This is a genomic window from Nonomuraea sp. NPDC052129 (assembly GCF_040680095.1).
Classification (GTDB): domain Bacteria; phylum Actinomycetota; class Actinomycetes; order Streptosporangiales; family Streptosporangiaceae; genus Nonomuraea.
The window spans coordinates 40729-65081 of record NZ_JBFAVX010000019.1; the positions used below are offsets into that span (position 1 = coordinate 40729).

Here is a 24353-nt window from a genome sequence, read left to right on the forward strand (position 1 = left end):
GGACGGGCGCAAGCTGGAGTGGTCGCGCCCGTCAACTGGCTGCGTCACGTCGGACGATTGCCCGGCTCCCCGTGAAGCTGCTCCGATTCCTTGAGGATCTGGTCCAGCATCCTGGCGTCCAGGAGGCGGCCGAGGTTGACAATGAACCGCTTGAGGTCCTCGGCCTGGCCGAAGGTCAATCGGTAGCGCACGATCGCGTCAGCCGCGTCCTCGTCGCCGTTGATGACGTGTTCCAGGGCCTCGAGAGCCCGCACTGTGAACGAGCGCCTGACGAGGGTGTGACCCGCGCGGGTCAGCAGCAGCCCAACCCGTTCCAGGCCTGGCCGGTTCGTCACCGTATGGGCCCGGTCACAGCGCCGATCGGCGCGGCACGACCGTTGACGGCGGCCGGGGCAGTGTGGCCGACGGCTCCATGCTGGAACGTGGCCACCGGCGGTGCAGCGTAGGCCTGTCCAGGCAGCGGTGTGGGCCCGCTCGGGTGGATGTCCTGGGCCGCGAAGTAGGCGCGGACTCGGCCCACAGGCGGCCGAGGGGTGGCCACCGGCGGCGCAGTGCCCAGCGTCGGCCGAGGGCCCGCCAGGGCATCCCTGGGCAGGTCGTGGGAGTCGTCCTCCCCCTCATCGTCGTGGCTGGCAACGCTTCCCACAGCGTCGGCGAACCGCTGCTGACGTGCAAGGCGCTGCTGGGACAGGTGGCCAGCGGCTTCCCAGTTGATCACGAGTTACTCCTGGTGGGTTGGTATTGAGCCCGAAGCCCCAGGACGGCGATCCGAGGGTGTCCATCCTGGAACCGCCAATACCGTTCACGGCCACGAGCGCTGGAACATGTCGAGCACCAACGCCAGCCTCGGGCGTTCACGCGGTCGTACGGGTGGCCAGCCGGGCAGGCCGTTTTCTGGGCGTTCCTCACAGCACGTGCAGCCGAGTCGATCGCTGCCCCATGAACCCCTCGGCGCCGAGGGACTCGTACAGGACGCCCTCCTGCTTGAGCGCGTCGACGCTCTGCCGGAAGTCGGCGGGGCCCGCCTGCGGAAATACCCGCTGGAAGTCGCGCATTACGTCCGCCGTTTCGGCCGGTCGCACGTTCGCCGTGTAGCCGTTGACGATATCGACCAGGGTTCGGCCGACGACCGCCATGAAATCCTGGCGCTGCGCCTGCTGCTGGGCCGCCTGCTCGGTTACAAACTCCTGCTGCGCCCGTCCAGCCCGGCGGGCGATGTTCTCGGCACTCCAGAAATTGTCAGTACTGGTCATTCAAAAATTCCTTTCAGCAATTATTTAGGCGGTCTTGCGGATAGCCTCGTGGGTGGCGATGTGCCACAAGACGAAGGCCTCGCGCTGCCCCTCATCAGCGATGATGTCAGCCACGCCAGACAGGCCGAGCACCGGCACCATGCGGTCCAGAAATCGGTAGCTGGTCGTATACCTGCCGGACGTAAGCCGCCACATGTGCGACGGCGAACTGTCGATGAGCCGAGCCAAGGCATACGCGGTGATGCCCTTCTCGTCACGAATTTCTTTGAAACGCTCTGGTGAGACTTTCACGCGTCGCATAGTTCAACGATAGAGCATTCATGGCATGAAGTATTAGCGCCGAAAATCGCCCTCGGCGCCATTCTCGAAAAAGGCCACTGTCACGCGTGTAATGCCGCCACGCACGCGGAAGACCAGGCGGGGGACCTTGGGAGAGGCCGGCTTAAGGGTGCCGGGGGTCGGTCCTCATCGGCGGTCGACTGACGCACCGGGCCCGTACAGCTTCCCGAAACACAACCCGTCAGCCGTCAGTCGGAGAGGGGATCGCGACACCCTGATAGAGCTGGTCCCCGTTACTCGCACGAGCCGACAGCGACAGGTGTCCCACGAAGTTGGCACCAGTCCGCTGCATAGCCTCTCGGTCGAGCGCCCACCGGCTGACAGTCCACTCGACTTGCTGAAAGCCGTCCAGGGGATGCGGGAGTACCGGTTCCGACCTTCCTGTCATCTCCCTCACACATGTCGACCACGCGTCGCCGGCTGCGGGGTAGGCCCAACAATCGATCGACGTGACCCGTGTTAAAGCTGCGCCGTGGTTACGGATCGTCACGTCGCAGGCGTACCCGTTGAATTCGGCGGACATGGTGAGGCGCGGGGCTGCACGGTTGAAGGTCTGCTGTGCAACCTCGTAGGTCCGCCACGCGATCAGCACGCCGATGGCGGACACCAGCAGAGCTGCGACGGCTAGGCCGCGAGCGAGGATGTCAGGCTCGGACGCCAGGACCAATAACGTCACACTTGCGACGGTAGCCTGTGTGCCCAGTGTGCGCGGCGTGCTATCGCGTTTAGAGCCACCACCGGCTGTGCCCCTCAGACGCTCCAGGTGGTCGACGAGGCCAAGCTACAGGCCGGTGACCGGGTTATCGGTCCAGCGGTCGCCCTCCTCCAGGTAGCCGAGCAGGGCCTTGGAGCCGTCGGCCCAGCCACCATGGCGGCCGATCCTCTCCAGGGCCGCACCGGAGCGCCGGGCAGCGGTGGCGAAGCCACGCCGCAGGCTGTGACCGGTCCAGCGACCTTCCAGCCCAGCAGCCTCCGCGATCCTGGTCACCACGTCGGCAGCAGCGTCCGAGGTCATGCGGCCGGACGGGTCTCCGATCGGCTGGCCCTTGCGCATCATGGGCGGCGCCACGCGGCCGTGCCTGTCAATCCTGACCAGGAGCGGGTCAGACGTACGGCCCTCCTCGGCCATCGCGGTGAGCAGGTCCTTGACGGCGCGCACGGGGCACGTGGCCGGAACGCGGCCGTACGGGATGGCCGTTTCCGTGAACGTCTTGATCTTGCGCCGGTAGACGTTGACCAGCAGGCCGTCAGGAGTCTCCCGAACGTCGGCCACGTCGAGCGCGACGAGCTCCGAGACACGGGCGGCGCAGGCGTAGCCGAGCAGCAGCAGGACGGCGTCACGCTTGCCTGCCAGGGTCGAGCGGTCCAGCGTGGCCAGCATCGCGCGCAGAGCGTCAGGCACGGCCGGGTCAGCCTTACGCGGCCGGGCGGCCGGATCCTTGCTCAGGGCCAGGCGCTCCCGGTAGCCAGACAGAACCTTGCGGCATGCCTTGGTCTGCGGGGGCTGGACGTTCGCCGAGTTGTGCGCCGTCCGGATCGCGGCCAACGCGCGCTCAATGCTCGACGGCGAAAGCGGACGGCCGGTGCGCGCCGAGGGAGTCAGCGTGAGATGCGTGACGTACTCGGTCACGGTCTCTGTGGTTGACGGGAGCGCCACGCGGCCACGGTCGGCGCACCATGCGGTGAACGCGCTCCAGTCCGAGGCGTACGCGCGGCGGGTCGACTCCGGGATACCCGCCAGGATGGCCGCCCGTGCATCGTCGCTCAGCGCGATATCGGCGGCCGAGTGAACGGGCACGGCGAGAGCGGCCGGGGCGACGGGGACGAGCTCGGTCATGGGGTCTCCTCTGGCTTGCTTCTAACTCCTGAGAAGAAACATTATCAGGAGCCAGAGGGATATTGATCATGTTGAGTCACGATCAGGTGTCGACTGGACGATCTCCCGGCCGGTGATGTCCCGTCTCGTTGGAGGTGAGGCAGCCCCAGCGATTTGAGGTATCTGGAGATGCGTCTGACAAACCTGAGGCATGATCGCTAAAGTGCGGATGACACACGCAGGGATGCCCAAATCGCTCAGATCCGCCGCCGCAGGCGGCGTGCTGGCGTCGCTACTCATCGGCCTCGGCCCCGCGCAGGTGGTCCTACCGACGTGGCATGACCTTTTCCCCCGGCTTCCCCGAAACCTTGCCGCGCGCGCCGAAGGTCCCGCCGTCACCGACGGCCGATACTTGCCCAACCAGTTGCGACCCGGCGTGTACATGACCATGACCACCCCGCCCGGCCGCTGCCGCATGAAGCCGGAGCTGACACGCGAGGCAACGGAGGCGGCAATGAAGCACGGGCTGAAGCTGACGGCTCGCAGTTCCGGTCCGGAGCCACGCGGCCCCAAGTACCTCACCTTCAATGACGGCAGTGCGAAGGACGTCATCGCGGCCCACGTTTTCTCCGGCGGTTGCCAATGGAGGTGGGTCGGCAGCGTGAAGGACGCGCAACAGTGGTTCAGCGAATATGTCGGCTGGTGATCGGCTTGTCGGCGAACGAAACAGGCATTTGCCTCATGATCAGTGAGACGGTGCCGTCTCGACTTGTCTCATCGAACTTGAGGCATCTCAGGTCGGAGTGCGCGCACGCCTCATGTTGAACGAGACAGGACAGGTGAGTCGCCGACGGCGGCCGGGGGCGCCGTACGTCACCGGTTTCACGTACGGGGATGACGTACGCCTACGTCGTCGGCCAAGACTCCTCAGGCGCTACGAACGTGCCGCGCCCCTGCACGGTCACGGTCCAGCCCTCTTCGCCGAGAGCGCGCATCGCACGCCGCACCGTGCCACGCGCTACGCCGTGTTCCTGCTGTAGCTGAGCCTCGCTCGGCAACGGCTGGCGCGGCTGGTAGTCACCGGCCTTGATTCGCTCGCGCACAATCGCGGCGAGCTGCTCCCAGAGCGGCGTGGGGTCGAGCTGGTCAACTGTCACGCATAACACGTTAAGGACGTCTGCCCAGGTCATTGCGGCCGGTCCGGATTGCCGAGGCTGTACAGGATGAACAAGTAGTCCGTACAGTCGGGCCTATGGCTCCGCACAGTCAGCGCACGGCTGGTTACACGGTCATCCCGTTCGTGATCGCGTACGCCAACGAGCTGGTGTCAGACCCGATCGGATTTGTCCCGTACGCGGGCCGACAGCGCCTGAGCTATCTGCCCTCGTCCAGGCCTGGCGACTGGGTCAAGAGCCCGTCACCTCGGTCGTGGGATCCGGGCATACTCCGCGCCCGTGTGCGCGACCTCCGGGGCAAGCCCAACGAGCGCGGCCTTGAACGCATGCGCAAGCTCAACGTGCGCCGCCAATGGCGGTGCATGGACAAACGGCTGTGCCAGGTGTGCGGTGAACCCGCCACCGACTCTGAGACGGGGCTCATCCCGTGGCTGCTGACGGCGACCGTGTTCGAGCGCACCGGCGCGGAGAGCGGACGTACCAACGCGCCGCCAACGTGCTGGAGTTGCATCCCCAGAGCCATGGAGGAGTGCCCCATGCTGGGCAAGAGCTTCGGCCTCGTCACGGCGGTCGGAGTCGAGCCCGCTGGAGTACTCGCCGACATGTACCGGCCCGGCTTACTGCCTGGCACGTTGATGCCGACCGCGCACAACGTGTTCGTGGCCTGGGACGCCTCCCAATACCACCGCCATGCGCTCGCCACGTCTCAGGTAGTGGAGCTACGCGGACTGAGATCCGTGCCATGATCCCCCGGCTTCCGTTGCTGCAGCTCACCACTCACCGCCGACGGAAGCCGGGCCAGAATCCTCGGTACGTCACTACCGGGGTAGGTGTTGGTCCCCGCCTCTGCCCCGGAGGGCCGATTTCCCAGGGCGGGGACCACACCGCACACGAGGCTGTAGTCATCCGGTTCACGTACGGGTGACGTACGCGGTGCCGTCGACTTCCCGGCCGAGCCCGTCGGCCGCAGGGTTGCCGACGGGGGACGATTTTGAAACCGGCTTTCACGACCCGCTCAGGCCTGATAGCCATGAGTCATGGACGAGGAACTAGACGAACCACCGTGGCACAGCTGCCCAGCCGACAACTGCGACTACGGCTCAGTCGACCTAACAGAGTGGCCTGATGTGGAAGGTGACGGCTCCCCCATAACGGGCGGCACTTGTAGCCGATGCGTCACCCCAGCCGTTCGATGCTCCGAATGTGGGGCCCTCACCGCCCTGGTTGGCTGGGATCCGGCTCCATGCGATGCCTGCGGCGAGACGGAGTACCAGTTGATCCCCGCAGACAAAAAGGGCAGCGAGTTCACGTTCCACCGCGTCTCATGAACCAGGCGATTCGGGCCGGACGAGGCCACTGTGCCGGGCCCGCTGGTGCTCATCTGCGCCGAAGGCCTGAGAAACCAGGTGGCGGGGTCCTGGCCTAGTTGGTCGGCTGCAGAAGGCCGGGAGTCCGGTGCAGTTGGTTGTGCTGTTGATAAAAGGCGGCGTCCGTCTCTGACTGGCGCGGCAAGGTGGCGGACGTGTTTCCGTCTGAAGGAGATCCCCTGTGGGGCGTCAAAAAGATCGCTGACCACCTGGACGTCGACAGCGACTGGGTCCTCGGCTTCGCCCGGGATCAGGGCCTCGATCTTTTCGACATTGGTGGGGGCTATCTCCGGGCGCGCCAGAGCGATGTCACCCGCTTTGCCCTGCGTAACAGTCGTGCCCCCCTCAGCCAGCCGGATTTTCAGCGGCAAGAGCACACTGACGACAACTCCGCGGGCGCCGTTCCGCCTGGTCAGAAGCCTCCAGCGGATCCGCTGCGAGGCTACAGGCCCTGCGTCTCGGAGCGCGGCAGGGACTTCGACCTCTTCCCGATCGGGGCGCTAGCTGCAGCTCTGGGCCGCAAGCCTGACACCATCCGCCAGTGGGAGGAGGACGGCATCCTGCCTCCCAACCAGGACCGCACCGTCAGCCACGATGCACGCGGTACACGCCGTCTCTATGCGCGCGCCCTGATCCTGGCCATCACCCGCATCGCTGAAGAGGAGGGTGTACATAAGCCGCATGCCCGGCGCCTTCGGGCCACCCGATTTCCCGAGCGAGTAGGAGCCCTGTTCGCCGAGGACTCGCCTGGCTCCGACGCCTGATCTATGGGAAGTCGCTGGCGCTCGGCCCCGGCCCGGAGCTGGCGGCATGGTGTCGACGGCCACGGTGGGCACCAGGCGGCACATGACGTGACGGTGTCGCTGTAGGGGGTGGAGGAGGAGATGGGCCTGGACCCTCGCCGATTTTCGGCGTGAGGCCGGCGGAATAGCTCAGAAAATCCGACGCGGATCCGACTGTCGGCCGCCCCGTACAGCTCTTGGTCACGCATCTTGAGAAGACGAATCGCTCATATTCTTTTGACATTCCTAGAGTGCGGATCTGTCACATCCTGTAGACAAGGAGTCATGAGCAGAACGCCATTTCGTGATACGGCCCGAGCCATCGCCGACCGCATGGACTACATCGCCATGTCCGTCGGATGTGACCGCGTCCGCTCCCACAGTTGGTGGCGGAACATGGTCGAGTACGGCGCATGGAACGGACCCGGTGCCGGACGCGTTGGCCCACCCGACCCCGAAGCAGTCATCGGCATTGCCAAGCTGTTCGCCACCACCCCAGAACAGGTGAACGCGATGATCGCGGCTGACTGGTACGGCGTGCTCCCCGACAGAGAGCTGTCCACCCGGGTCATGGGCCTGGCCCCGCTCATCGACATGCTCAACCTCAGCGACTACGGCCTACTGCATAATCTGACCCTCCGCCTGGCCCGACCGTGCGAGGCCGTGGGCGACAAATGAACTAGGCGTGATCGCCGAGCCGGCATCATGGGGGAGCGGGATCCTGCCTAGCGCCAATGACTCCACCGGTACCGACGCCGGAGCTGGTCACGTCGTACAACGCGGGGAGCCGGCATCGGGGATTCGTCGCTCCTCCGATTATTGCGGGGGTTGCGGGTCGGCCACCCGCCCGAGCCAGAACGCCGCGTTGTGCTGCGCGCCAGCGGGTCGTGCGCTGGGGCCGGGAGCGGTCGGCGGTCGGCTCGGCTCGTTGAGGTCCTCGGCCCACTCCCTGATCCTGGCCACGTCCGGCATGCGCAGGAGCCGATAGGCATACGAGCCGGGCATGCGGCCCTTACTGATCGTCACCCAGCCGTCATCGGCCAGGGCCTCCGCGTACTCCCCGATTTCGGCGCCGGTCCAGCCGGTGTGCCGCTCAAGCTGCGCTGTGGAGACCTCTACCTCCCGGCGCCCCTCGGCGAGCCTGGCCAGCAGCAGGTAGAGGCAGACGGCGGCGGGCGGTACGTAGCCCTCCACGAGGCTCATGGGCACGATCAGGTAGCCGTCGTCGGGGAACGTCACCGCCGAGTACGGCGCGGCCGGGAAGGCTGGCATGTCGCGGGTCATATCTGGCTCCTATGTCCCTGCAGTCGTCTCGTCGTCATCCTGCTCCGGCTCCGCGTACTCGAAGCCGAGATCGGTCAGCCATTCGTCCAGGATCTTGACGATGAAATCGGCCGGATAGTCGGTGCCGTAGGTCTTCAGCGTCTCGTCCACGATCTCGGCCGTGGCCTCCTCGCCCGTGAGCTGGATTGCATCGTTCAGGGCGTGCCAGACCTCCCAGAAGAGGCCCGCGTTGGTCTTGTCGTTGACCCACGCCTCGGCGTCGTCCAGCACGGCGCCCAGCCAGGTACGGGCAACTCGTCGCGTAGCCTTTTGCTGCTCCTGCTCCTGCTCGGCCTCGGTCTCCTCGGCGACCTTGACCATGACCGGCGTGCGGATCAGGCGGTACTCGTTCTTCCCGAGGGGATCCGGTCGACGCGACTCCAGGAGACCGGCCTCCTTCAACTCGTCGAGGTAGACCCGGATCTGGCGCTCCTTCACGCCCATGTACTTGGCCAGAGCGCTCTGAGAGGACCAGGCCCACGGGTTATTCCCGCCGATCCGGTCGAGCATCAGCCAGAGCCGGAGAGCGCCGGACGAAATCGAGCTGGCCGTCATGGAGAGGAACACCTTCGACCAGCCGTCCCGACGCGGGTTGATCCGGCCACGGTAGGTGTCGCCAGCGAATTCAACCTTGATCAGCTCGTACCGGTTCCCGTCCTTGGTCCTGGTGACCTTGATCAGGCCGAGCTTCTTGAGGGCCGACACCTCGCGCTTGATCGTCGCAGCGCTCAGGGTGGTCAGCTCGGACAGCTCGTCATTCGTCAGGACCGGCCAGAATTTGCCAGTCCAACGACCGTAGAGAACTGCCAGGACTCGAATGCCATTATGTGAAATCCAGTCCGACCAGATGAACGTTTCAGGGAGCATTCCGAAGTACGCTTCGGGGCTCTGACCTGCTACCCTATCCATAGATGAAGCCGATTCCTTCGTCTCACGGCCCGGAGCTTGCCAGAGCTTGCGGGCCTTTTTTATTTCCAGCGGGAACACTTTTCGCGCTCATGATCACGGTAGCAGGCATCGAATTACCGGAGTTAATGCCACCGGAGACGTTGACCGGCTCCAAGGTCTTGAAAGGGCTTTCGAGTTGGGGCATTTGTAGGACCCCCACAACAAATCCCAACTCACCAGGACTGAAAGTTTGTCCGCCGAGAAACCCCAGGTCAGTGCCACATAGCTCACACAGCACCGCTGGGATGGCTCAGAGAGCACCGCTGGGTTAGCTCACACAGTGCCGCGTAGAAGGAGAAGGGTTAGAGGGAGAAGCACCTAGAAGGCGTCGCGCGCTCCGCGCTCGACGGGGAGGTACACACCCGATGCCGTAGGCCGTAGGCCGGGGATGTGGGAGAGCTGGAAATCGGGGGATGGATACCCACGGCCAATGGCACGGCCTCCGGCCGATTTATGAGCGGGATACCCGGAACCACCGGCCCCGTCCTTCGCCTCCGGCCTCATTACCCCTTGTGCGGCCCTGAGCGCCATTCTCCGGCCCCATCAATGCCGCCCTGGGAATGACTCGTCAGCGGCTGCAAGGCAGCGCTGTGACACTCTGGCGACTTCGGGAGTGCGGAGCTTTCGGAGCCGTTATCAGATACGGCCGTGGGCTGGCAAACAACATCCTAACTAGTCGAGCTGTGAATTTTCCGACTCTCGCAGGGCTTGCCCATCCCAACTAACCCCTCCGTAGCCTCGTGCCCGTGATCAACCGGACGAATGCGGAAGCGGTGAATAACACCCCTGTGCGTGCGATGAATGACCAGGCGTCCGTGAGCGATGACGAACGCAAGCGTGAGGCGTGGCTGGAGCGCCACGCAGCACTCGCCCCCCGGCTTTCCCCGGAGGAATGGGCGGCGGCCAATGCCTGCCTCGGCATCCGCGTAAGCGGAAGTCGTGCGTCCGCCCGCCCGAGGCAGCAGGCCGCCTGAGACCGGTTCCTATTGCAACGGCGAGCCGTGGATCCACACCGGCTCGATCAGGTCAGGGTTGAACTTCGGGGACGGCACCAGCTTGTCACTGGTCTTGCTCTTCATGAGCGGGATCGGGTGGATGATCACGGCCTTCAGGTACTTCCCGAAAAACGCCTGCTTCTCGTCCAGCGTGGCGTCGTCCCAGCCCTTCCTGACCGCGTCGGCGAAGTCGGCGTCGGCAACAACCTGGGTCGTGGCGGCCCGGTTCGCCATCAGCTCCCCCTTCTCGGCCTCCAGGTCATCGGACATGGCGAAGTACCGGTCGGACGGCAGCTTCTTCGCCTTCCACCGCTCGTACAGGTCCTTCATCAACTCGTCGATCTCGGCGAGCCGAGCTTGCACGGCAAGCTCCTCCGGCGTGTCGCCCGGTTCCTCGACCACGCCGCCGCTCATCTGCTGGTCGTGAACCATGAAGATCAGGTCACGGATCAGCTCGTCGACGGGCGGCCCTGTCCGGCTGTTGCCCTGACACTCGCCACGCTCCACGCCGGGGCAGTAGTAGAAAAAGTTCTCCTTGTACCGCTTCGAGGGGCGGATGGCGTTGCCTGACATCTTCAGATGGCCCTCGCAGGCACCGCACCGGGCGAAACCGGTCAGCAGGTACTTCCGGGCGCTGGCCCCTCCGGGGAGCCCGGTCGGCTTCGCGTGCTTGCCGATCCTCTTGATCAGCCTGTCCCACTCATCCCGGGTAATGATCGGCTCCCACTGCCCGAGCACTTCCGTGCCGTCCGGCCTGGTGACGATCTCCAACTCGCTGACGTACGTGCCCTTGTCGTTGAGCCACTGATTCACCCGTCCCCGATAGCCGCAGAGGCGTGGATTCCGCAGCATCAGGAGCAGGTTGGTCCACACCCACTTGTTGCCGCGAGTCGTCCTGACCCCGCGCTCATTCCAGTCCGCCACGATGCCGCCGACACGGACGCCCGCCAGGATCTTCCGCACGGCCTCACGGACCAGCTCCGCCTCGACGGGGTGAACGGTCGTCCTGTCCTCGTTCCAGCCGAACGGACGCCACGGGCCCTTCGAGATCCCCTTTTCGGCCAACTCCCGGTGCATCCGCTTCACCCGTCGAGCCGTGTCGGCGGACGACTTGGACGCCATGGCTACCATGACGCGCGCCATCGCTACGCCGGAGTCCGTGTTGAGGTCGAGCGAGCCGGTCACGCCCTCGAAGCGCTTACCCCAGTACTGGGCGATCTCGATCGCGTCTTCGAGGTCACGCGGATCACGTGCCAGTCGGTCGATGTCGTAGACCACGACCGCGTCGATCGCGCCACGGCGGAGATCGGCCAGCATCTGCTGCCATACCGGGCGGATCACCCGCCAGACGAAGTACGGGTCCCCGTCCTCACCTCGGACCACCCGCCGCCGCTTTTTGTAGGCGCTGGTGTCGTTCTCCTCGTACACCTGCGTATGGGATGCGCCCCGACGCAGGGCGTGGGCCGTTGCGTCTTCAAGTTGACGGGCCACTCCTCGGCCCAATTCCTCGCGGTCGTCAGAGATACGGATATAAAGGCCAACGCGCAGGCCAGATAAGGTGCGAGCACCCTCGGGGAGCAGGTCGCTGTCGCTCATGCTCCTCAGTATATGGAGCCTATGGGTACACCATGCTAGTGTCGGTGAAGAAGCCCATCCGCTCAGCCATCGCGGTACACCTCCAGCAGGTCGAGCATCGCCTGCCCCCTCGGCCGTCTGCCGGGCCGTACGTCGCAGGTCACGGCCTTGCTCTCCTGAATGTAGACATTCGGGTCGAGCACCAGCGGGAGCAGGTCGTTGGCGACGTCGCCGGTCACCAGGCCGCCGCCGCCCCACCCCCAGTGGTACGGCAGGCCGATCTGATGGATCACCCTGCCCTGGATCCGCAGCGGCCGAACCCGGCCGGTGACCAGCACCCGAGCCTCGATCACGGTTCGACTGGTCACGATCGTGGCCCAACCGCCATTGGCCAGCCCCACCTCGGCGGCCAGCTGCGGCGACACCTCGCAGAACAGCTCCGGCTGCAGCTCGGCGAGGTAGGCCAGCGGCCGGCTCATGCCACCCGCCGTGTGGTGCTCGGTGAGCCGGTACGTGGTCAGCACGTACGGGTAGCGCGGCGACTCCGGCGGGTTGTAGGGGCTCTCCGGTCGCGGGTAGATCTTGCGGGCGGGGTTGGCCTGCTGGGCGTACAACGGGTTGCCGACCGGCGACTCGTGCGGCTCGTAGTGCGCGGGCAGCGGGCCGTCGGCCAGGCCGGCGGGCACGTACAGCCAGCCCTTCCCGTCGGACTGCATGATGAACGCGTCGGTCCCGGAGAGCGCATCCTCGGCCCGGGCGCCTTCGGGCGGCAGGTAGTCCGGCGGCTTGTTCGGCTCGAAGTCGGGCACGTCCCGCCCGGTCCACTTCCCCTGCTCGGCGTCCCACCAGACGTACGCCTTGCGCTCGCTCCACGGACGGCCCTCGGGGTCGGCGGAGGCCCGGTTGTAGAGGATGCGCCTGTTCGCGGGCCAGGCCCAGCCCCATTCGGGCGCCACGGGCGACTGCTCCTGCCCCGGCCTGCGCCGAGCCGCCTGGTTGACCTCGTCGGCGTACACGCCGCAGTAGATCCAGCAGCCGCAACTGGTGGATCCGTCCGGCTTGAGCTGGGTGTAGGCCGACAACGCCCGTCCGTCCGGGCCGACCCCGTTGATCTCGCGGAGCACGGCCGACGCCGACGGGTCCCGGTGCTCTCCCAGCTCGGGGTAGTCCCAGGTCAGCTCGCGCAGCGGCCGGTCGATCTCGTCGTCGGTCAGCCGTCGCCTGACCAGCTTGCCCAGGTGGTAGTAGAACCACAGGTCGCTGCGGCAGTCGCCGGGCGGGTCGAGCGCCTTCTCCCGCCACTGGAGCAGCCGCTGGGTGTTGGTGAACGTACCCTCCTTCTCCACGTGGCTCGCGGCGGGCAGGAAGAACACCTCGGTGGCGATGTCCTCGGTACGCATCTCCCCGGTCTCGAGCTCCGGGCCGTCCTTCCAGAACGTGGCCGTCTCCACCAGCGTCAGGTCGCGTACCACCAACCAGTCGAGGTTGGCCAGGCCGAGGCGCTGCGCCCGGCCGCCGGAGGAGCCGACCGCGGGGTTCTCGCCCGCAACGAAGTAGCCCTTCACCGTCCCGTCGATCTGGCCCATCACGGTGGTGTAGTGGCCGTGATCGCCGGTCAGGCGCGGCAGGTGGTCGAAGCAGAAGTCGTTCTGCTCGGTGGCCGCGTTCCCCCACCATGCCTTGAGCAGGCTCACCAGGTAGGCGCGCCGGTGGCCCCAGAAGCCGACGTCGCCGCCCTCCCGGGCGAGATAGTCCTCCAGCCCCTCGTGCCGGTGGGCGTGGGGCATGGTCAGGTAGCCGGGCAGGAGGCTGAACAGCGTCGGGATGTCGGTGGAGCCCTGGATGCTCGCGTGCCCGCGCAGCGCCAGGATGCCGCCACCGGGGCGGCCCATGTTGCCCAGCAGCAGCTGGAGGATCGAGGCGGTGCGAATGTACTGCGCGCCGACGGTGTGCTGGGTCCAGCCGACGGAGTACACCCAGGCGGTGGTGCGTTCCCGGCCGGAGTTGGCGGTGATCGCGTCGGCGAGCTCGGCGAAGTGCGCCCGCGAGATGCCGCACAGCTGCTCGACCAGCTCCGGGGTGTAGCGGGCGAAGTGCCGCCGGAGGATCTGGTAGACGCAGCGCGGGTGGCTCAGCGTCGGATCCGTCGCCGGGGTGGGATGCGCGGCGGCGCCCCCGGAGCCGTAGGTATCCGCCCCCGCGGCCTCGGCGTGGACCCGTCCGCCCTCCACCGCCTCGCCCGGCGCCCGCGCGCTCGGCGTCTCCTTGTCCGTCCCCTCGCCCGTCGCCTCGTACGCCCAGCTCCCCGGATCGTACGAGCCCGTCTCCGCATCGAACCCGGAGAACAGCCCGTCAAGATCCTCGGTGTCCCGGAAGTCCGCCGAAACGATCACGGCGGCGTTGGTGTAGGCCAGCACGTACTCACGGAAGTCCAGCTCGTTGGCGAGCACGTGGTTGATCAGCGCCCCGAGCAGCACGATGTCGCTGCCCGCGCGGATCGGCAGGTGCCGGTCTGCCAGCGCGCTGGTCCGGGTGAAGCGCGGATCCACGTGGAACACCTTCGCGCCCCGCGCCTTGGCCTCGACCACCCACTGGAAGCCCACCGGGTGGCATTCGGCCATGTTGGAGCCCTGGATGACGATGCAGTCCGCACCCGCCAGGTCCTGCTGGAAGGTGGTCGCGCCACCGCGTCCGAAGCTGGTCCCCAGACCGGGGACGGTGGAGGAGTGTCAAATACGGGCCTGGTTCTCCACCTGGATCGCGCCGAGGGCGGTGTAGAGCTTCTTCATCAGGTAGTTCTCTTCGTCGTCGAGCGTCGCCCCGCCCAGTCCGGCGATGCCCATGGTCCGGCGCACGACCTTGCCCTCATAGGTCTGCTGCCAGGTCTCCCGCCGGGTCCGTATCACCCGGTCGGCGATCATCTCCATCGCGGTGTCGAGGTCGAGCCGCTCCCATTCGGTGCCGTGCGGTCTCCGGTACAGCACCTGGGTCTGGCGGCCGGGATGGGTGACGAGCTGCTTGCTCGCCGAGCCCTTGGGGCACAGCCGCCCACGCGAGATGGGCGAGTCCGGGTCACCCTCGATCTGCGTGACCCGGCCGTCCTTGACGTAGACGAGCTGGCCGCAGCCGACCGCGCAGTAGGGGCAGATCGACCGCGCGACCGTGTCGGCCTCCTCGGTGCGCGGGGTGAGCGCGTCCGTACGGGCGGAGCGCACGGCGTCGCTCCGACCGTCCTCTCCCTTGAGCTGCCGGATCACCGGCCACCGGGAGAACCACCCCTTACCGGACACAATGCAGGCCCTGCCCCAATCTGTCTGAGCTAACCACCCCGGGCGGTCGAAGGCCAGGTAGACCACGACACAAGGGACAGAGGGGCGCACATCACAGTTCGATAACCTGAAGTATCAGGCAGCACCAAGGATGCATCCTCTCCTTGGAGGGACTATGCCCGATATCGCGATGCTCTCGGATGCCCCGGCCAATTGGCGCGGAGATCTACTCCAGTTTCGCCGCTACGTCGATCCCCTCGTTTCGATCATCACCAATCCCGACACCGAGACGCCTTTCACCATCGGCATTTACGGCGCGTGGGGAAGTGGGAAATCGACCCTGCTCCAAATGGTCGACAGGCGCTTACTCGATCGGCATGGCGAGGAGATCGTCCGCGTGCGTTTCAACCCCTGGGTGCACCGCCGCGAGCCGGAGATGCTGCTCCCCCTGCTGAACGCGCTCCACGCCGAGCTCGACCAGGACCCCGAGCACCGCTTCGCCGGCACGGTCCGCAGGCTGGGCACGATCATGGCGAAGCTGGCCGCCGACGAGATGCTGAAAAGGCTCACCCTGAGCTCCATGAGCGTGGAGAAGATCGACAAGCTCGCCCAGCAGTACGCCGCGCTGCGCGGCCAGGTCGACAGCCAGGCCGGCCGCCTGCGCGGGCTGCTGCAGCAGGAGGCCGACCGCCTGGCCGCGCAGGGCAAGAAGATCGTCTTCTTCGTCGACGACCTCGACAGGTGCGAGCCCGACCAGATCATCGACCTGCTGGAGTCGATCAAGCTCTTCCTCGACCTGAAGCACGTCTTCGTGCTGATCGCCCTGGCCAAGGACGTGGTCGACCGCGGGGTCCTGGTGAAGTACCAGCCGTTCGGCTTCCCCGATCAGGCGGCCATCGGCGACGACTACCTGGACAAGATGATCCAGCTCCCGCTGCACCTCTACCCGCTCGGCCCCGCGGAGGTGGGCCGGTTCATCCGCGAATCCCGTCCGGGAGAGCTGGCCAGGAAGCACGTCGGCACGCTGGAGCGGATCCTCACGCCCAATCCCCGGAAGATCAAACGCGTGCTCAACCTGCTGCGGGTGACGGAGGCCATCATCGAGGGCACCCCCGGCCTGGCCGCTCTGCGTACCGACCTGGTCGTCCGCCTGGTGGTGCTGCGGGTGCAGAGCCCGGAGCTGTTCGCGAACGTGCTCCGGCAGCCGGCGTTGCTGGTGGCGCTGGAGCTCGTCCACCAGGACAAGCTGGCGGCCGACGTACTCCAGGGCTTCCAGACGCGGTTCAAGACGCGGGCGGAGGCGCTGCAGAAACTGACCCTGGCCTTTCGCGGCAGGCACGACTTCCTGGCGCCGATCTTCGCCGACTCCGCCTTCGAGGCCGCCGCGGACGACCTGCCCGTCTACCTGACGATGATCGGCGGGTGAGACATGTCCGACGACCTGCGCTACGACTTGTACGGACTGCCCGCCGGAAATCCCTACGCCGCTCGCCCGCTGGACCCCCTCGCGCTGCCGGCCGATCGCGAACTCGTCCTCGAACTGGCCGGCTTCATCCGGCTCGCGGTCATCGAGACGGCCGTGAAAGAGGCGATCAGCAAGGGGGGACCGGCCTTCTTCCTGATCACGGGGGTGGGCAACAGCGGGCGGACGTCGCTGGCCAATCACGCGATGTACCTGTACCAGCAGGCCGCCGCATCGCTCCTGCCGCCCGGCTTCACCTTCGTGACGCATCGCGCGGAACGCGGTGACATGACGCACGACGCCTACGCGGTGCTGTGCTCCACCCTGCTCTCGTTGCGCAACAAGATGAACGCCAACGGCATCGACATCCCGCCCGCGCTGCGCACGCATTTCAGCACGCTGAGCGAAAGGGGCCCGGCCAACCCCATGAACGAATACGACCTGCAGGAGATCGCGGAATTCACCGCGACGACGTTCGCCGGCCGCAACGCCGGCTTCGGCATCCGGTACGAGGGCGTGCCCGCCAAGGAGCTCATCACCCAGGCCCAGAAGGTGTTCGAGAACACGAGCACCGTCGTGGTGTTCGTCATCGACAGCTACCAGCACGCGAACACCGTCCAGATCACCGAGGCGGACCGGCAGGCGTTCGCGGAGCGCGGGCATGTCTTCGACCTCGACACGCTGACCCCGGAGCAGATCGCGGCACTGGCCGAATTCCGGTGGAAGGGCAACCCGCCCGCGCCCTTCGACGAGCAGGGCGTGAAGAACGTCTTCAGCAAGCGCCCGTACACGATCGGGCAGGCCATCCAACACCTCGAAGTGCTCCTCGACCTGCGGCTCAGCGAGTACGAGAGCGACGAGCCATGGCCGGCGGCCGAAGACCTGCGCATACATGAGCGCTGGGTGCGGCTCAAGATATGGCAGCGCGACAGATGGAACAGGCTGAGAGGCTTCCATGGCTGAATACCCCGCGCGCAATCCCTTTCCGGCCCGCGGCATCTCCAGCGCCGAGGAGACCTCTCTCGCCGAGTTCCTGCGCGACTGGGCCCGGCGCACCCCCACCGCGATCCTGCCCGGAGTGCGCGAGGCCCAGCGCTGCGCCACGGACTACCTGCGCGGGTTCGGCGACGACCGGGCCCACGACGGCGGTCTCGCCTGCCTGTACGGCGCCCACGGGGTGGGCAAGACGCACGCGGCCCGTCACATGATGGCCTTCGTCAACGACGCCGACCCTCGGGCGGTCCAGCTCTACCTGCGCTTCCAGGAGGACGACTTCGTCGCCGAGTACCGCCGCCTGGTCTCCCAACTGCCGCAGGACCTGCTCACGGACCTGAGCCTGCGCTACCTGGGCGCGCTCGCGGGTGACCGGGCCGGACACGCCGACGGCCCGGCCAGCAGAGGAGCCGTCCTGTCCGCGGTCGGGGACGATCCCGGCCGGGTGTACGACCTGTTCGGCACGCATCAGGTCGAGGCCGGCGAGGTGCTGGAGGAGCAGGCCAAGGAGATCGCCGCCGTGGCGGGCAGCGGGCCCGAGTTCCAGCGGGCGCTGTCGTTCCTGCTGCGCCCCGAGTTCTCCGGCGTGGCCTACGACTGGCTGTGCGGCCGCCCGATCAGCCCCGACGCCTCCCGCGCGCTCGGCGTCAGCGGCCAGATCGACGACCCCTTGACCTGCCGGTACGGCCTGCAACTGCTGGCCAGGCTGGTGACCAGGAGCGGTCGGCCGTTCGTGCTGGTGCTCGACCAGTGCGAGAAGTTCCTGCCGGCGGACCGGAGTTCGTTGACCGCGAACATCGGGTTGCTGCAGAGCCTGGTCGAGGTGATCCCGCGGGCGGCCGGGCTGCTGCTCCTGGTGTCCAACGACGCGGCGTGGGAGCGCATGCCGCCCGATCTGCGCCAGCGCATCGGGACCGGCGCCTGCCACATGCTGCCGCTCACCCCCGACGAGGCCCGGCTGGTGCTCGGCGCGTACATCGGCGCCGCCCGCCCGGAGTCCGGCGAGGCCATCTGGCCCTTCACCGAGAGCGCGCTGCTCGAACTCCTGCGTCACAGCGGCGGCAACCTCCGCCTGCTGCTGCAGCTCAGCTGGGCGAGCTTCGAAGTCGCGGGGCCGCTGTCGGTCATCGACGCCGAGCTGGTCACGAGCGCGTCCGCCCGCCACAGTCACTCCCCCAGCCTCCCCGAACTGGCGATGCTCGTCGAGACCCGCCTGCTCGCCGCCGGGCTCACCATCGAGCGAACGGAGACGGGTGATGGTGGCGTCTCCTTCCACCTGCCTGACCGGCGTGAGCCGCGTGCCCTGGTCAAACTGTCCGAGGCCGTCTTCTTCGACGATGAGGTCGCCAACGCCGTCCAGACGGTCACCCAGACCAGACACCTGCGGGCCGGCGGCCGTCCGGTCTTCACCGCGCTGCTCGCCACGGGCTACGTCAGCCCTCCGGTGCTGACCGGCCTGCGCGGCGCGGTGCACGTGGTGCTGGTGGCCGACGGCTCCCCCGGCTTCCCGGGCCAGCTGGACGAGCTGGTCGAACGCATCGCCGCCATGCCGCTCAGGGACGAGGAGCCGGCCGCTTTCGACGACGCCATGCGTGCGATCGTGGAGCACCTGGAAGAGCTGAACTCCGAGCGCCGCGCCGAGATGATGATCCTCAACCGCAACCTCACCGCCGTGAGCGACCGGCTCGAGCACCAGAACCTCACCGCCGAGAGCGAGCGGCTTGACCGCCAGGCGCCGAAAGACTGGCCGCCCAAGCGCGCGGAGCTGGCAGGACGCATCGCCGAGGCTAGAGCCGCGCGGACCACCGCGGACTGGGCGGAGTTCCGCCAGGCCCGGGCGGAGGTGGTCCGCGAACGCTCCTCGCGGCTCAGGATGCTGGCCGCCGCCGTCGCCACGGCAGTCGTCACGACGGCCGTGGCGCTCGCCACCGTCTCCCTCGTGCCGATCCAGCTCACGGTGACCCTGTTCGCGGGCACCGCCGTCGCGGCGACCGCCGCCTGGTTCCTGTGGCGGAGGTTCGCCGCCTCTGACGTACGCCGAGCGAACACGCCGCTCGAGTCCCGGCGCGATCTCGATCAGCTCGCCCGTGAGCTGCGTGGCTCCGCCGATCCGCACTCCGCCGACCCCGTCGGCCGCTACGCCTACGCGCTCAGCGAGGACCCCGACAGCGGATACCAGGTGCTGACGGAGGCCATGCTGGCGGAGCCGCTGGCGCTCGTACGGCAGGCCATAGGGCGGCGGCTGGCCGTCTCAGAACGCTCGCCCGCCGACTGCGTGGCGGAGGTACAGCGCGGGCTCCGCGAACGGATCCCCGAGGTGCTGCTGCTCCTGGCGCGCGGGCAGCGGCGCGCCGAATCGGACCGGCCGCCGCGCGTGCTCCGCGACCTGCCGCCCGAGCTGCGGGTGCTGGTGGCGATCGCCAATCCCGGCTCACTTGAGCTGGCCGACGGCGCGGTCTCCAAGCATCCCGCCGAAGCGGCCCTGGCGGCACTCGGGGTACGCGGATCGAGACACCCGCTGGCTCGCGCCTACCGCGACGGTATGGCCGAGATCGTGCCGATCGAGATCCCGTCCAATGAGCTCCGCGCCACCGCCCGCCTGCTTTCCCCCCTGGAACAAGACGGGCTCGGCACCTACGACTGGCTCCCCCTCGTCGCGGAAATCGACGAGCTGTATCTGTTCTTCGAAAAACTGCTCCACCGCCAAGAGGAAATCCGCTCAAATCTGGGTAAATCTTGACTATCCCTCGAAGCCATGAGAAATAGGGACCGGGTGGAGCGTTTCGCGAAACCCGAACGGCGAGTGTGCTGGGGCACACGACACTTAAGAGGTAGCCGTTGTTAGGAAGCCCTGATTCGGAACCGCTGCTCACCCAGGAGTTCCCGGAATTCCTCGACGTCGACGCGCTGCTGGCCGACGGATGGAAGCCGTTCGCCTTCCAGCAGTTCATCCTGAAGATTCACAGCCGCTGTGATCTTTCGTGCCGCCACTGCTATGTGTACGAGATGGCGGACCAGAGCTGGCGCGAGCAGCCCCGCAGGATGTCCGACGCCGTCGCCGACCGCACGATCGAGCGCATCGCCGAGCATGCCGGCCGCCACAACCTGCCCGAGGTGGACATCATCCTGCACGGCGGCGAGCCGCTGCTGGCCGGCCCCGAGCTCATCTCCCGGCTGGTACGCGGCATCCGTGGCGCCGTCGACACCGGCACCCGGGTCAACGTCAACATCCAGACCAACGGCGTACGGCTCGACGAATCCTTCCTGCGGCTGTTCGACTCGCTGGAGATCCGCGTCGGAGTGAGCGTCGACGGCGACGAGGAGAGCCACGACCGGCACCGCCGGTTCGCCGACGGCCGGGGCAGCCACGCCCTGGTCAGCGCGTCGCTGCGTCGGCTGACCGAGGGGCCGTACCACCGCCTGTTCAGCGGGCTGCTGTGCACGGTGGACGTGCGGAACGACCCGTTGCGCACCTATGAGGCGCTGCTGGAGTTCGACCCGCCGGCGATCGACTTCCTGCTGCCCCACGGCAACTGGCCGGCCCCGCCGCCCTTCCGCGAGGCGGGCTCGGCGGCGACGCCGTACGCCGACTGGCTGATCCAGATCTTCGACCGCTGGTACGAGAGCCCGGTTCTGCAGACCGAGATCCGGATGTTCCAGGAGATCCTGCGCCTGCTGCTCGGCAGCCCTTCGCGGGCGGAGACGGTGGGGCTGTCCCCGGTGCGCATGGTGGTGATCGAGACCGACGGCCGCATTCAGCAGTCGGACATCCTGAAGAGCGCCTACCCCGGCGCCCCCCAAACCCCGCTGCACGTGCTCAGAGACCCGCTCGACCGGGCACTGCTGCACCCGTCGATCGTCGCGCGGCAGATCGGCGAGCTGGCGCTGTCCCCCGCCTGCCGCAGCTGCGAGATCGTCTCCACCTGCGGGGGCGGGCTCTACGCGCACCGCTACAGCCAGAACAGCGGCTTCGCGACTCCCTCCGTCTACTGCCCTGACCTGTACCGGCTGATTACGTACATCGCCGCGCGGTGCGCCCGCGACATGGCGCGGCTCCGCGGAGCGGGCTGACCCGGCCGAATTAGATGGGTGGCGGGTCGAAGTCGCAGTTGAGCCGCTCACCGGCGAGCGCCGCGAGCGTATCGGGATGGTCACGTCCCACGATCAGGTCGAAGCGCCTCATCGTCTCCTCGTGCAGCCGCGCGGCTTCGTTCTCCGCGCCCGTCGCCCGCAGGTCCAGGCTCAGATTGGCGGCGCAGACGAGGCTGAGGTAGTGGTCGGGGGTGAAGTGCGTCTGGATCCGCTGGTAGTTCTCCTCGCCGAGCCGCCGGGCCTGGTCGAACTCGCCGAGCGCGGCCAGGTCGTTCTGCAGGTTGATGCCGCAGGTCACCGTGTAGTCGTGATCGCGGCCGAGCCGCTCGGTGAGACCCTTCAGGGCGTTCTGATCGATCTCCCGCGCCTTCGCGGCGTCGCCGCCGAGGCGCGCCAGCAGCGCCAGATTGATCCTGCTCGCCTGGGTGAACGGGTGGTCCTCCCCGAACACCTGGGGGTAGAACTCCAGCGCGCGATCCACCATCGCCTTGGCCTCGTCGAGCTCACCGAAGGCGCGCAGGGCGTTGGACAGGCCGACGGCGGCGGCCATCGTGTCGGCGTGCACGTCGCCGTACAGTCGCCGCAGCCGCGTGTAGGTGTCCCGCATGAGCTCCAGGGCTTCGCCCAGCCTGCCGGTTCTGCGCTGACTGATGGCGAGGTCCTTGGCCGCGAGCAGGGTGGCGGGGTGGTCTTCGCCCAGCTGCGCCACGCCGTATCTGTAGGCCTCCTCGGCCATGTCGGTCCCGACGTGGAACTGGCCGTTCAGCCGCACCGCCCGGCTCAGGTTGGTCCAGGTCTGCAGCAGGAGGCGTCTGCCGCTGCCCTCCGCGCCGCTCATGTAGAGGTAGGCGGACTGGAGAATCTTCTGCGCCTCGCCGTATTCGCTGGTCAGGGCGTAGTCGAGGGCCAGGTTGTTACGGGCGCGCAGCGTCCGGATCTCGTTCTCGCCGTACAGTCGCTCGTACCCGTCGCGGACCTCCGCGTCGACGTCGCGCGCCCTCAGGAAGTCGCCGCGGCCACGGAGCGAGGTGGCGTAGCCGTTCATCGCCCACAGCGTTTCCGGTTGCTCATGGCCCAGGACTTCCCGCATCACCTCCAAGGCCCGCGAGTCGATCTCGTACGCCTCGGGATAGAGGGTCAGCGCCAGCTTGATGTTGCCCAGGTGGATCTGGGCCACCAGCACGTCCTGGTGCCGCGCGCCGCTCAGCTCTGTCCACTTCTCGATGTATTCGCCGAGCAGTGTCTGCGCCTGTCGGTAGCTACCGCGCACGTAGAGATACCGCACGAGGTCGATCGCGAACTTGCGGACGTTCGGGTCAACGCAGCTGATCACCCCCGACGGCTCCAGGTGGGCGGCCAGCTCTTCGAAACTGGCCCATTTGGTCTCGTCGTCCGGGTCACTGGGCGCGCTGCCCGCCAAGAGCAGGTGCACCTCGTGGCGGAGCTCGGCGCGGTCCTTCTCCGGCGTCTCGTCGCGGAGCAGTGCCTGGTTGAGCCGGTGGACCTGGAGGGTGCGAGCGGCAGGCTCGACCTTGACCAGCGCGTAACGTTCCAGATTGCTCAGAGCGTTGGTCAGCAGGATGGCGTCGGACAGGATGGGCGCCAGCCGCGGACCGACCAACCGGTTGCCGCGGCGGAACACGTCGCGCGGGATGGGCTCGGGGCCGAAGAAGGCGCAGCAACGCAGGAGCTCGACCGCCTCGGGGACACGGTCTTCGAGCTGTGAGACGGACAGCTGCCACGCGGCGGTCATGGACTGCGGGTAGGTCGGCGCCTTTTCCAGGCTGAGCAGCCGGCCCGTCTGCTCCTCCAGCAGCGAGATGTACTCGTCCACCGGCATCAGGGTGCGGGCCAGCAGGGCGGCGGCCTGCTCCAGCGCCAGCGGCAGGTCGCCGAGCTTCTCGGCCAGCAAGGCGGCCCCGGCCTCGCTCACCGCCCCGCCGAGGCGCTTGCGGAGGAACTCCACGCTCTCCTCGCGTCTGAAGACGTCCACCTGAATGGTGGGCTCATGGTCGCTCCAGCGCGAGTTACGCGAGGTGATGAGGACGTGGCCGGGCCCTCTGGGGATGAAGTCCTTGATGTAGTCGGGCTCTTCGGCGTTGTCGAAGATCACCAACCAGCTCCGGTACGGGACACCGCTCTGCAGCGAACGCAACACCGCCTGGGTGGCCTGCTCGGCACCGGCCATAGGAGGGAGTCCGAGCACCTGGCCCATCGCCGCCAGCGACGACGGGACCAGCACCGCCTGGTCCGCGGAGATCCACCAGACGAGGTCGTAATGGGCGCGGTACTGCCAGGCGTACTCGATGGCCAGCTGCGTCTTGCCGACGCCGCCGAGGCCCTGGAGGGCCTGGGGCTGCGCCACGACGGCGGTGACCGTGTTGATGCTCTTCCTGAGCACGCTCAGCAGGTCCGCGCGGCCGGTGAAGTTCGGATTACGCTTGGGGACCCTTTCCCAGATCTTCGGCCCCTGCGGCACCATGGAGTGTGAATTTTCCGTCACGTCAACCTCCGCCCCAGACGCCGGTAATCATATGTCTCATCCTAGAGCTTGATTAGCCCATCCTTTATAATAGAATGGAAATAAGGAAGAAGTCAGACCAGCCTCGGCCGGACTGGCATACTCACGCTCATAAGCGCCTGTACATCATTTGACATTCGGATGGCCCGAAATGGACGGGGAGTGCACATGCGTGATGGGCAGTACAGATCCCACCTCCTGATCGACGACACCACCGCTTCCCTGCGGCACGTGCCGGACATGGAGAGCGCCGCCCTGCGAGCAGCGGTGGCATCCTGCCAGAGCGACAAGAAGGAGCTGGGAGCGGGCTTCTCAAACTCAATTTAAGATATACTCCGCATTTCTCAGCAGCAAGGCGGAAATCGGGCGTGCAAGGTGCGCCCGAAGAGTGCCTCATCCAGCAGGATGGGCGCGCGCCCGCGCGCGCATGCGAAGAATTCGCC

21 protein-coding genes are annotated in these 24353 nt (G+C 67.1%); 9 read left to right on the forward strand and 12 right to left on the reverse strand.

Annotated elements, in window-relative coordinates; genetic code table 11:
- Positions 1-44: 44 nt before the first annotated feature.
- From AB0L53_RS34225 to AB0L53_RS34250, 6 genes are all read right to left on the reverse strand, one after another.
- Complete coding sequence (locus AB0L53_RS34225; RefSeq protein WP_364002857.1) at positions 45-335, reverse strand: hypothetical protein; 291 nt, start codon at positions 333-335, stop codon at positions 45-47.
- Complete coding sequence (locus tag AB0L53_RS34230; protein ID WP_364002860.1) at positions 332-718, reverse strand: hypothetical protein; 387 nt, start codon at positions 716-718, stop codon at positions 332-334. The genes AB0L53_RS34225 and AB0L53_RS34230 overlap by 4 nt, the downstream gene beginning before the upstream one ends.
- Before the next feature lie 187 nt (positions 719-905).
- A complete protein-coding gene (locus AB0L53_RS34235; protein ID WP_364002863.1) occupies positions 906-1253 on the reverse strand; it encodes a hypothetical protein in 348 nt (115 codons plus the stop codon).
- 24 nt (positions 1254-1277) lie between these two features.
- A complete protein-coding gene (locus AB0L53_RS34240) occupies positions 1278-1553 on the reverse strand; it encodes a helix-turn-helix transcriptional regulator (RefSeq protein ID WP_364002866.1) in 276 nt (91 codons plus the stop codon).
- 220 nt (positions 1554-1773) lie between these two features.
- Entirely contained in the window at positions 1774-2268 is a 495-nt protein-coding gene (locus AB0L53_RS34245; protein ID WP_364002869.1) for a hypothetical protein, read from the reverse strand.
- A 105-nt stretch (positions 2269-2373) separates the two neighbouring features.
- Positions 2374-3429, reverse strand: coding sequence for a site-specific integrase (locus AB0L53_RS34250; protein ID WP_364002872.1), 1056 nt, complete (start codon positions 3427-3429; stop codon positions 2374-2376).
- A 190-nt stretch (positions 3430-3619) separates the two neighbouring features.
- On the opposite strand from AB0L53_RS34250, the gene AB0L53_RS34255 reads away from it, so the two are divergent.
- Positions 3620-4114, forward strand: coding sequence for a hypothetical protein (locus AB0L53_RS34255; protein ID WP_364002875.1), 495 nt, complete (start codon positions 3620-3622; stop codon positions 4112-4114).
- 199 nt (positions 4115-4313) lie between these two features.
- On the opposite strand, the gene AB0L53_RS34260 is transcribed toward AB0L53_RS34255, so the two are convergent.
- The gene (locus AB0L53_RS34260) at positions 4314-4565 is read right to left on the reverse strand and encodes a GntR family transcriptional regulator (RefSeq protein WP_364002878.1); all 252 of its coding nucleotides are present in this window, start codon (positions 4563-4565) and stop codon (positions 4314-4316) included.
- 95 nt (positions 4566-4660) lie between these two features.
- Between AB0L53_RS34260 and AB0L53_RS34265 the strand changes: the two genes are divergently transcribed.
- From AB0L53_RS34265 to AB0L53_RS34275, 3 genes are all read left to right on the forward strand, one after another.
- Complete coding sequence (locus AB0L53_RS34265) at positions 4661-5329, forward strand: hypothetical protein (protein WP_364002881.1); 669 nt, start codon at positions 4661-4663, stop codon at positions 5327-5329.
- 776 nt (positions 5330-6105) lie between these two features.
- Positions 6106-6714: a MerR family transcriptional regulator gene (locus tag AB0L53_RS34270; RefSeq protein ID WP_364002884.1), complete on the forward strand. Its 609-nt coding sequence runs from the start codon at positions 6106-6108 to the stop codon at positions 6712-6714.
- Positions 6715-7017: 303 nt separating this feature from the next.
- Positions 7018-7410 (forward strand): hypothetical protein, encoded by a 393-nt coding sequence (locus AB0L53_RS34275; RefSeq protein WP_364002887.1) that lies wholly within the window; start codon positions 7018-7020, stop codon positions 7408-7410.
- Positions 7411-7548: 138 nt separating this feature from the next.
- On the opposite strand, the gene AB0L53_RS34280 is transcribed toward AB0L53_RS34275, so the two are convergent.
- Positions 7549-8016: a hypothetical protein gene (locus tag AB0L53_RS34280; RefSeq protein ID WP_364002890.1), complete on the reverse strand. Its 468-nt coding sequence runs from the start codon at positions 8014-8016 to the stop codon at positions 7549-7551.
- 9 nt (positions 8017-8025) lie between these two features.
- Complete coding sequence (locus tag AB0L53_RS34285) at positions 8026-9042, reverse strand: helix-turn-helix domain-containing protein (RefSeq protein WP_364002893.1); 1017 nt, start codon at positions 9040-9042, stop codon at positions 8026-8028.
- A gap of 707 nt (positions 9043-9749) precedes the next feature.
- Here AB0L53_RS34285 and AB0L53_RS34290 point away from each other — a divergent pair.
- Positions 9750-9977 carry a hypothetical protein gene (locus tag AB0L53_RS34290; protein WP_364002896.1) on the forward strand — a complete coding sequence of 76 codons (228 nt, stop codon included), beginning with the start codon at positions 9750-9752 and terminating at the stop codon, positions 9975-9977.
- 9 nt (positions 9978-9986) lie between these two features.
- Here AB0L53_RS34290 and AB0L53_RS34295 read toward each other — a convergent pair whose 3' ends face one another.
- Both AB0L53_RS34295 and fdh read right to left on the reverse strand, forming a co-directional pair.
- Positions 9987-11426 carry a recombinase family protein gene (locus AB0L53_RS34295; protein ID WP_364002899.1) on the reverse strand — a complete coding sequence of 480 codons (1440 nt, stop codon included), beginning with the start codon at positions 11424-11426 and terminating at the stop codon, positions 9987-9989.
- A gap of 230 nt (positions 11427-11656) precedes the next feature.
- Positions 11657-14863, reverse strand: a complete 3207-nt coding sequence (gene fdh, locus AB0L53_RS34300; RefSeq protein WP_364002902.1) for a formate dehydrogenase — start codon at positions 14861-14863, stop codon at positions 11657-11659.
- Positions 14864-15032: 169 nt separating this feature from the next.
- Here fdh and AB0L53_RS34305 point away from each other — a divergent pair, with 169 nt between their 5' ends.
- The 4 genes from AB0L53_RS34305 (at position 15033) to AB0L53_RS34320 (ending at position 21368) form a co-directional block, all read left to right on the forward strand.
- Positions 15033-16268 carry a P-loop NTPase fold protein gene (locus AB0L53_RS34305; RefSeq protein ID WP_364003282.1) on the forward strand — a complete coding sequence of 412 codons (1236 nt, stop codon included), beginning with the start codon at positions 15033-15035 and terminating at the stop codon, positions 16266-16268.
- A 3-nt stretch (positions 16269-16271) separates the two neighbouring features.
- Complete coding sequence (locus tag AB0L53_RS34310) at positions 16272-17267, forward strand: hypothetical protein (RefSeq protein WP_364002904.1); 996 nt, start codon at positions 16272-16274, stop codon at positions 17265-17267.
- On the forward strand, positions 17260-20037 hold the full coding sequence (locus tag AB0L53_RS34315; RefSeq protein WP_364002907.1) for an AAA family ATPase: 2778 nt from the start codon (positions 17260-17262) through the stop codon (positions 20035-20037). The genes AB0L53_RS34310 and AB0L53_RS34315 overlap by 8 nt, the downstream gene beginning before the upstream one ends.
- Before the next feature lie 98 nt (positions 20038-20135).
- Complete coding sequence (locus AB0L53_RS34320; RefSeq protein ID WP_364002909.1) at positions 20136-21368, forward strand: FxsB family cyclophane-forming radical SAM/SPASM peptide maturase; 1233 nt, start codon at positions 20136-20138, stop codon at positions 21366-21368.
- 10 nt (positions 21369-21378) lie between these two features.
- On the opposite strand, the gene fxsT is transcribed toward AB0L53_RS34320, so the two are convergent.
- Positions 21379-23892, reverse strand: a complete 2514-nt coding sequence (fxsT, locus tag AB0L53_RS34325; protein ID WP_364002912.1) for an FxSxx-COOH system tetratricopeptide repeat protein — start codon at positions 23890-23892, stop codon at positions 21379-21381.
- Positions 23893-24353: the final 461 nt, after the last annotated feature.

What these genes read in the sequence shown, in the direction of transcription:
- AB0L53_RS34235 (WP_364002863.1), bottom strand. Translation starts at nt 1,253, where the DNA reads ATGACCAGTACTGACAATTTCTGGAGTGCCGAGAACATCGCCCGCCGG.
- AB0L53_RS34240 (WP_364002866.1), bottom strand. Translation starts at nt 1,553, where the DNA reads ATGCGACGCGTGAAAGTCTCACCAGAGCGTTTCAAAGAAATTCGTGAC.
- AB0L53_RS34250 (WP_364002872.1), bottom strand. Translation starts at nt 3,429, where the DNA reads ATGACCGAGCTCGTCCCCGTCGCCCCGGCCGCTCTCGCCGTGCCCGTT.
- AB0L53_RS34255 (WP_364002875.1), top strand. Translation starts at nt 3,620, where the DNA reads ATGATCGCTAAAGTGCGGATGACACACGCAGGGATGCCCAAATCGCTC.
- AB0L53_RS34265 (WP_364002881.1), top strand. Translation starts at nt 4,661, where the DNA reads ATGGCTCCGCACAGTCAGCGCACGGCTGGTTACACGGTCATCCCGTTC.
- AB0L53_RS34275 (WP_364002887.1), top strand. Translation starts at nt 7,018, where the DNA reads ATGAGCAGAACGCCATTTCGTGATACGGCCCGAGCCATCGCCGACCGC.
- AB0L53_RS34280 (WP_364002890.1), bottom strand. Translation starts at nt 8,016, where the DNA reads ATGACCCGCGACATGCCAGCCTTCCCGGCCGCGCCGTACTCGGCGGTG.
- AB0L53_RS34305 (WP_364003282.1), top strand. Translation starts at nt 15,033, where the DNA reads ATGCTCTCGGATGCCCCGGCCAATTGGCGCGGAGATCTACTCCAGTTT.
- AB0L53_RS34310 (WP_364002904.1), top strand. Translation starts at nt 16,272, where the DNA reads ATGTCCGACGACCTGCGCTACGACTTGTACGGACTGCCCGCCGGAAAT.
- AB0L53_RS34315 (WP_364002907.1), top strand. Translation starts at nt 17,260, where the DNA reads ATGGCTGAATACCCCGCGCGCAATCCCTTTCCGGCCCGCGGCATCTCC.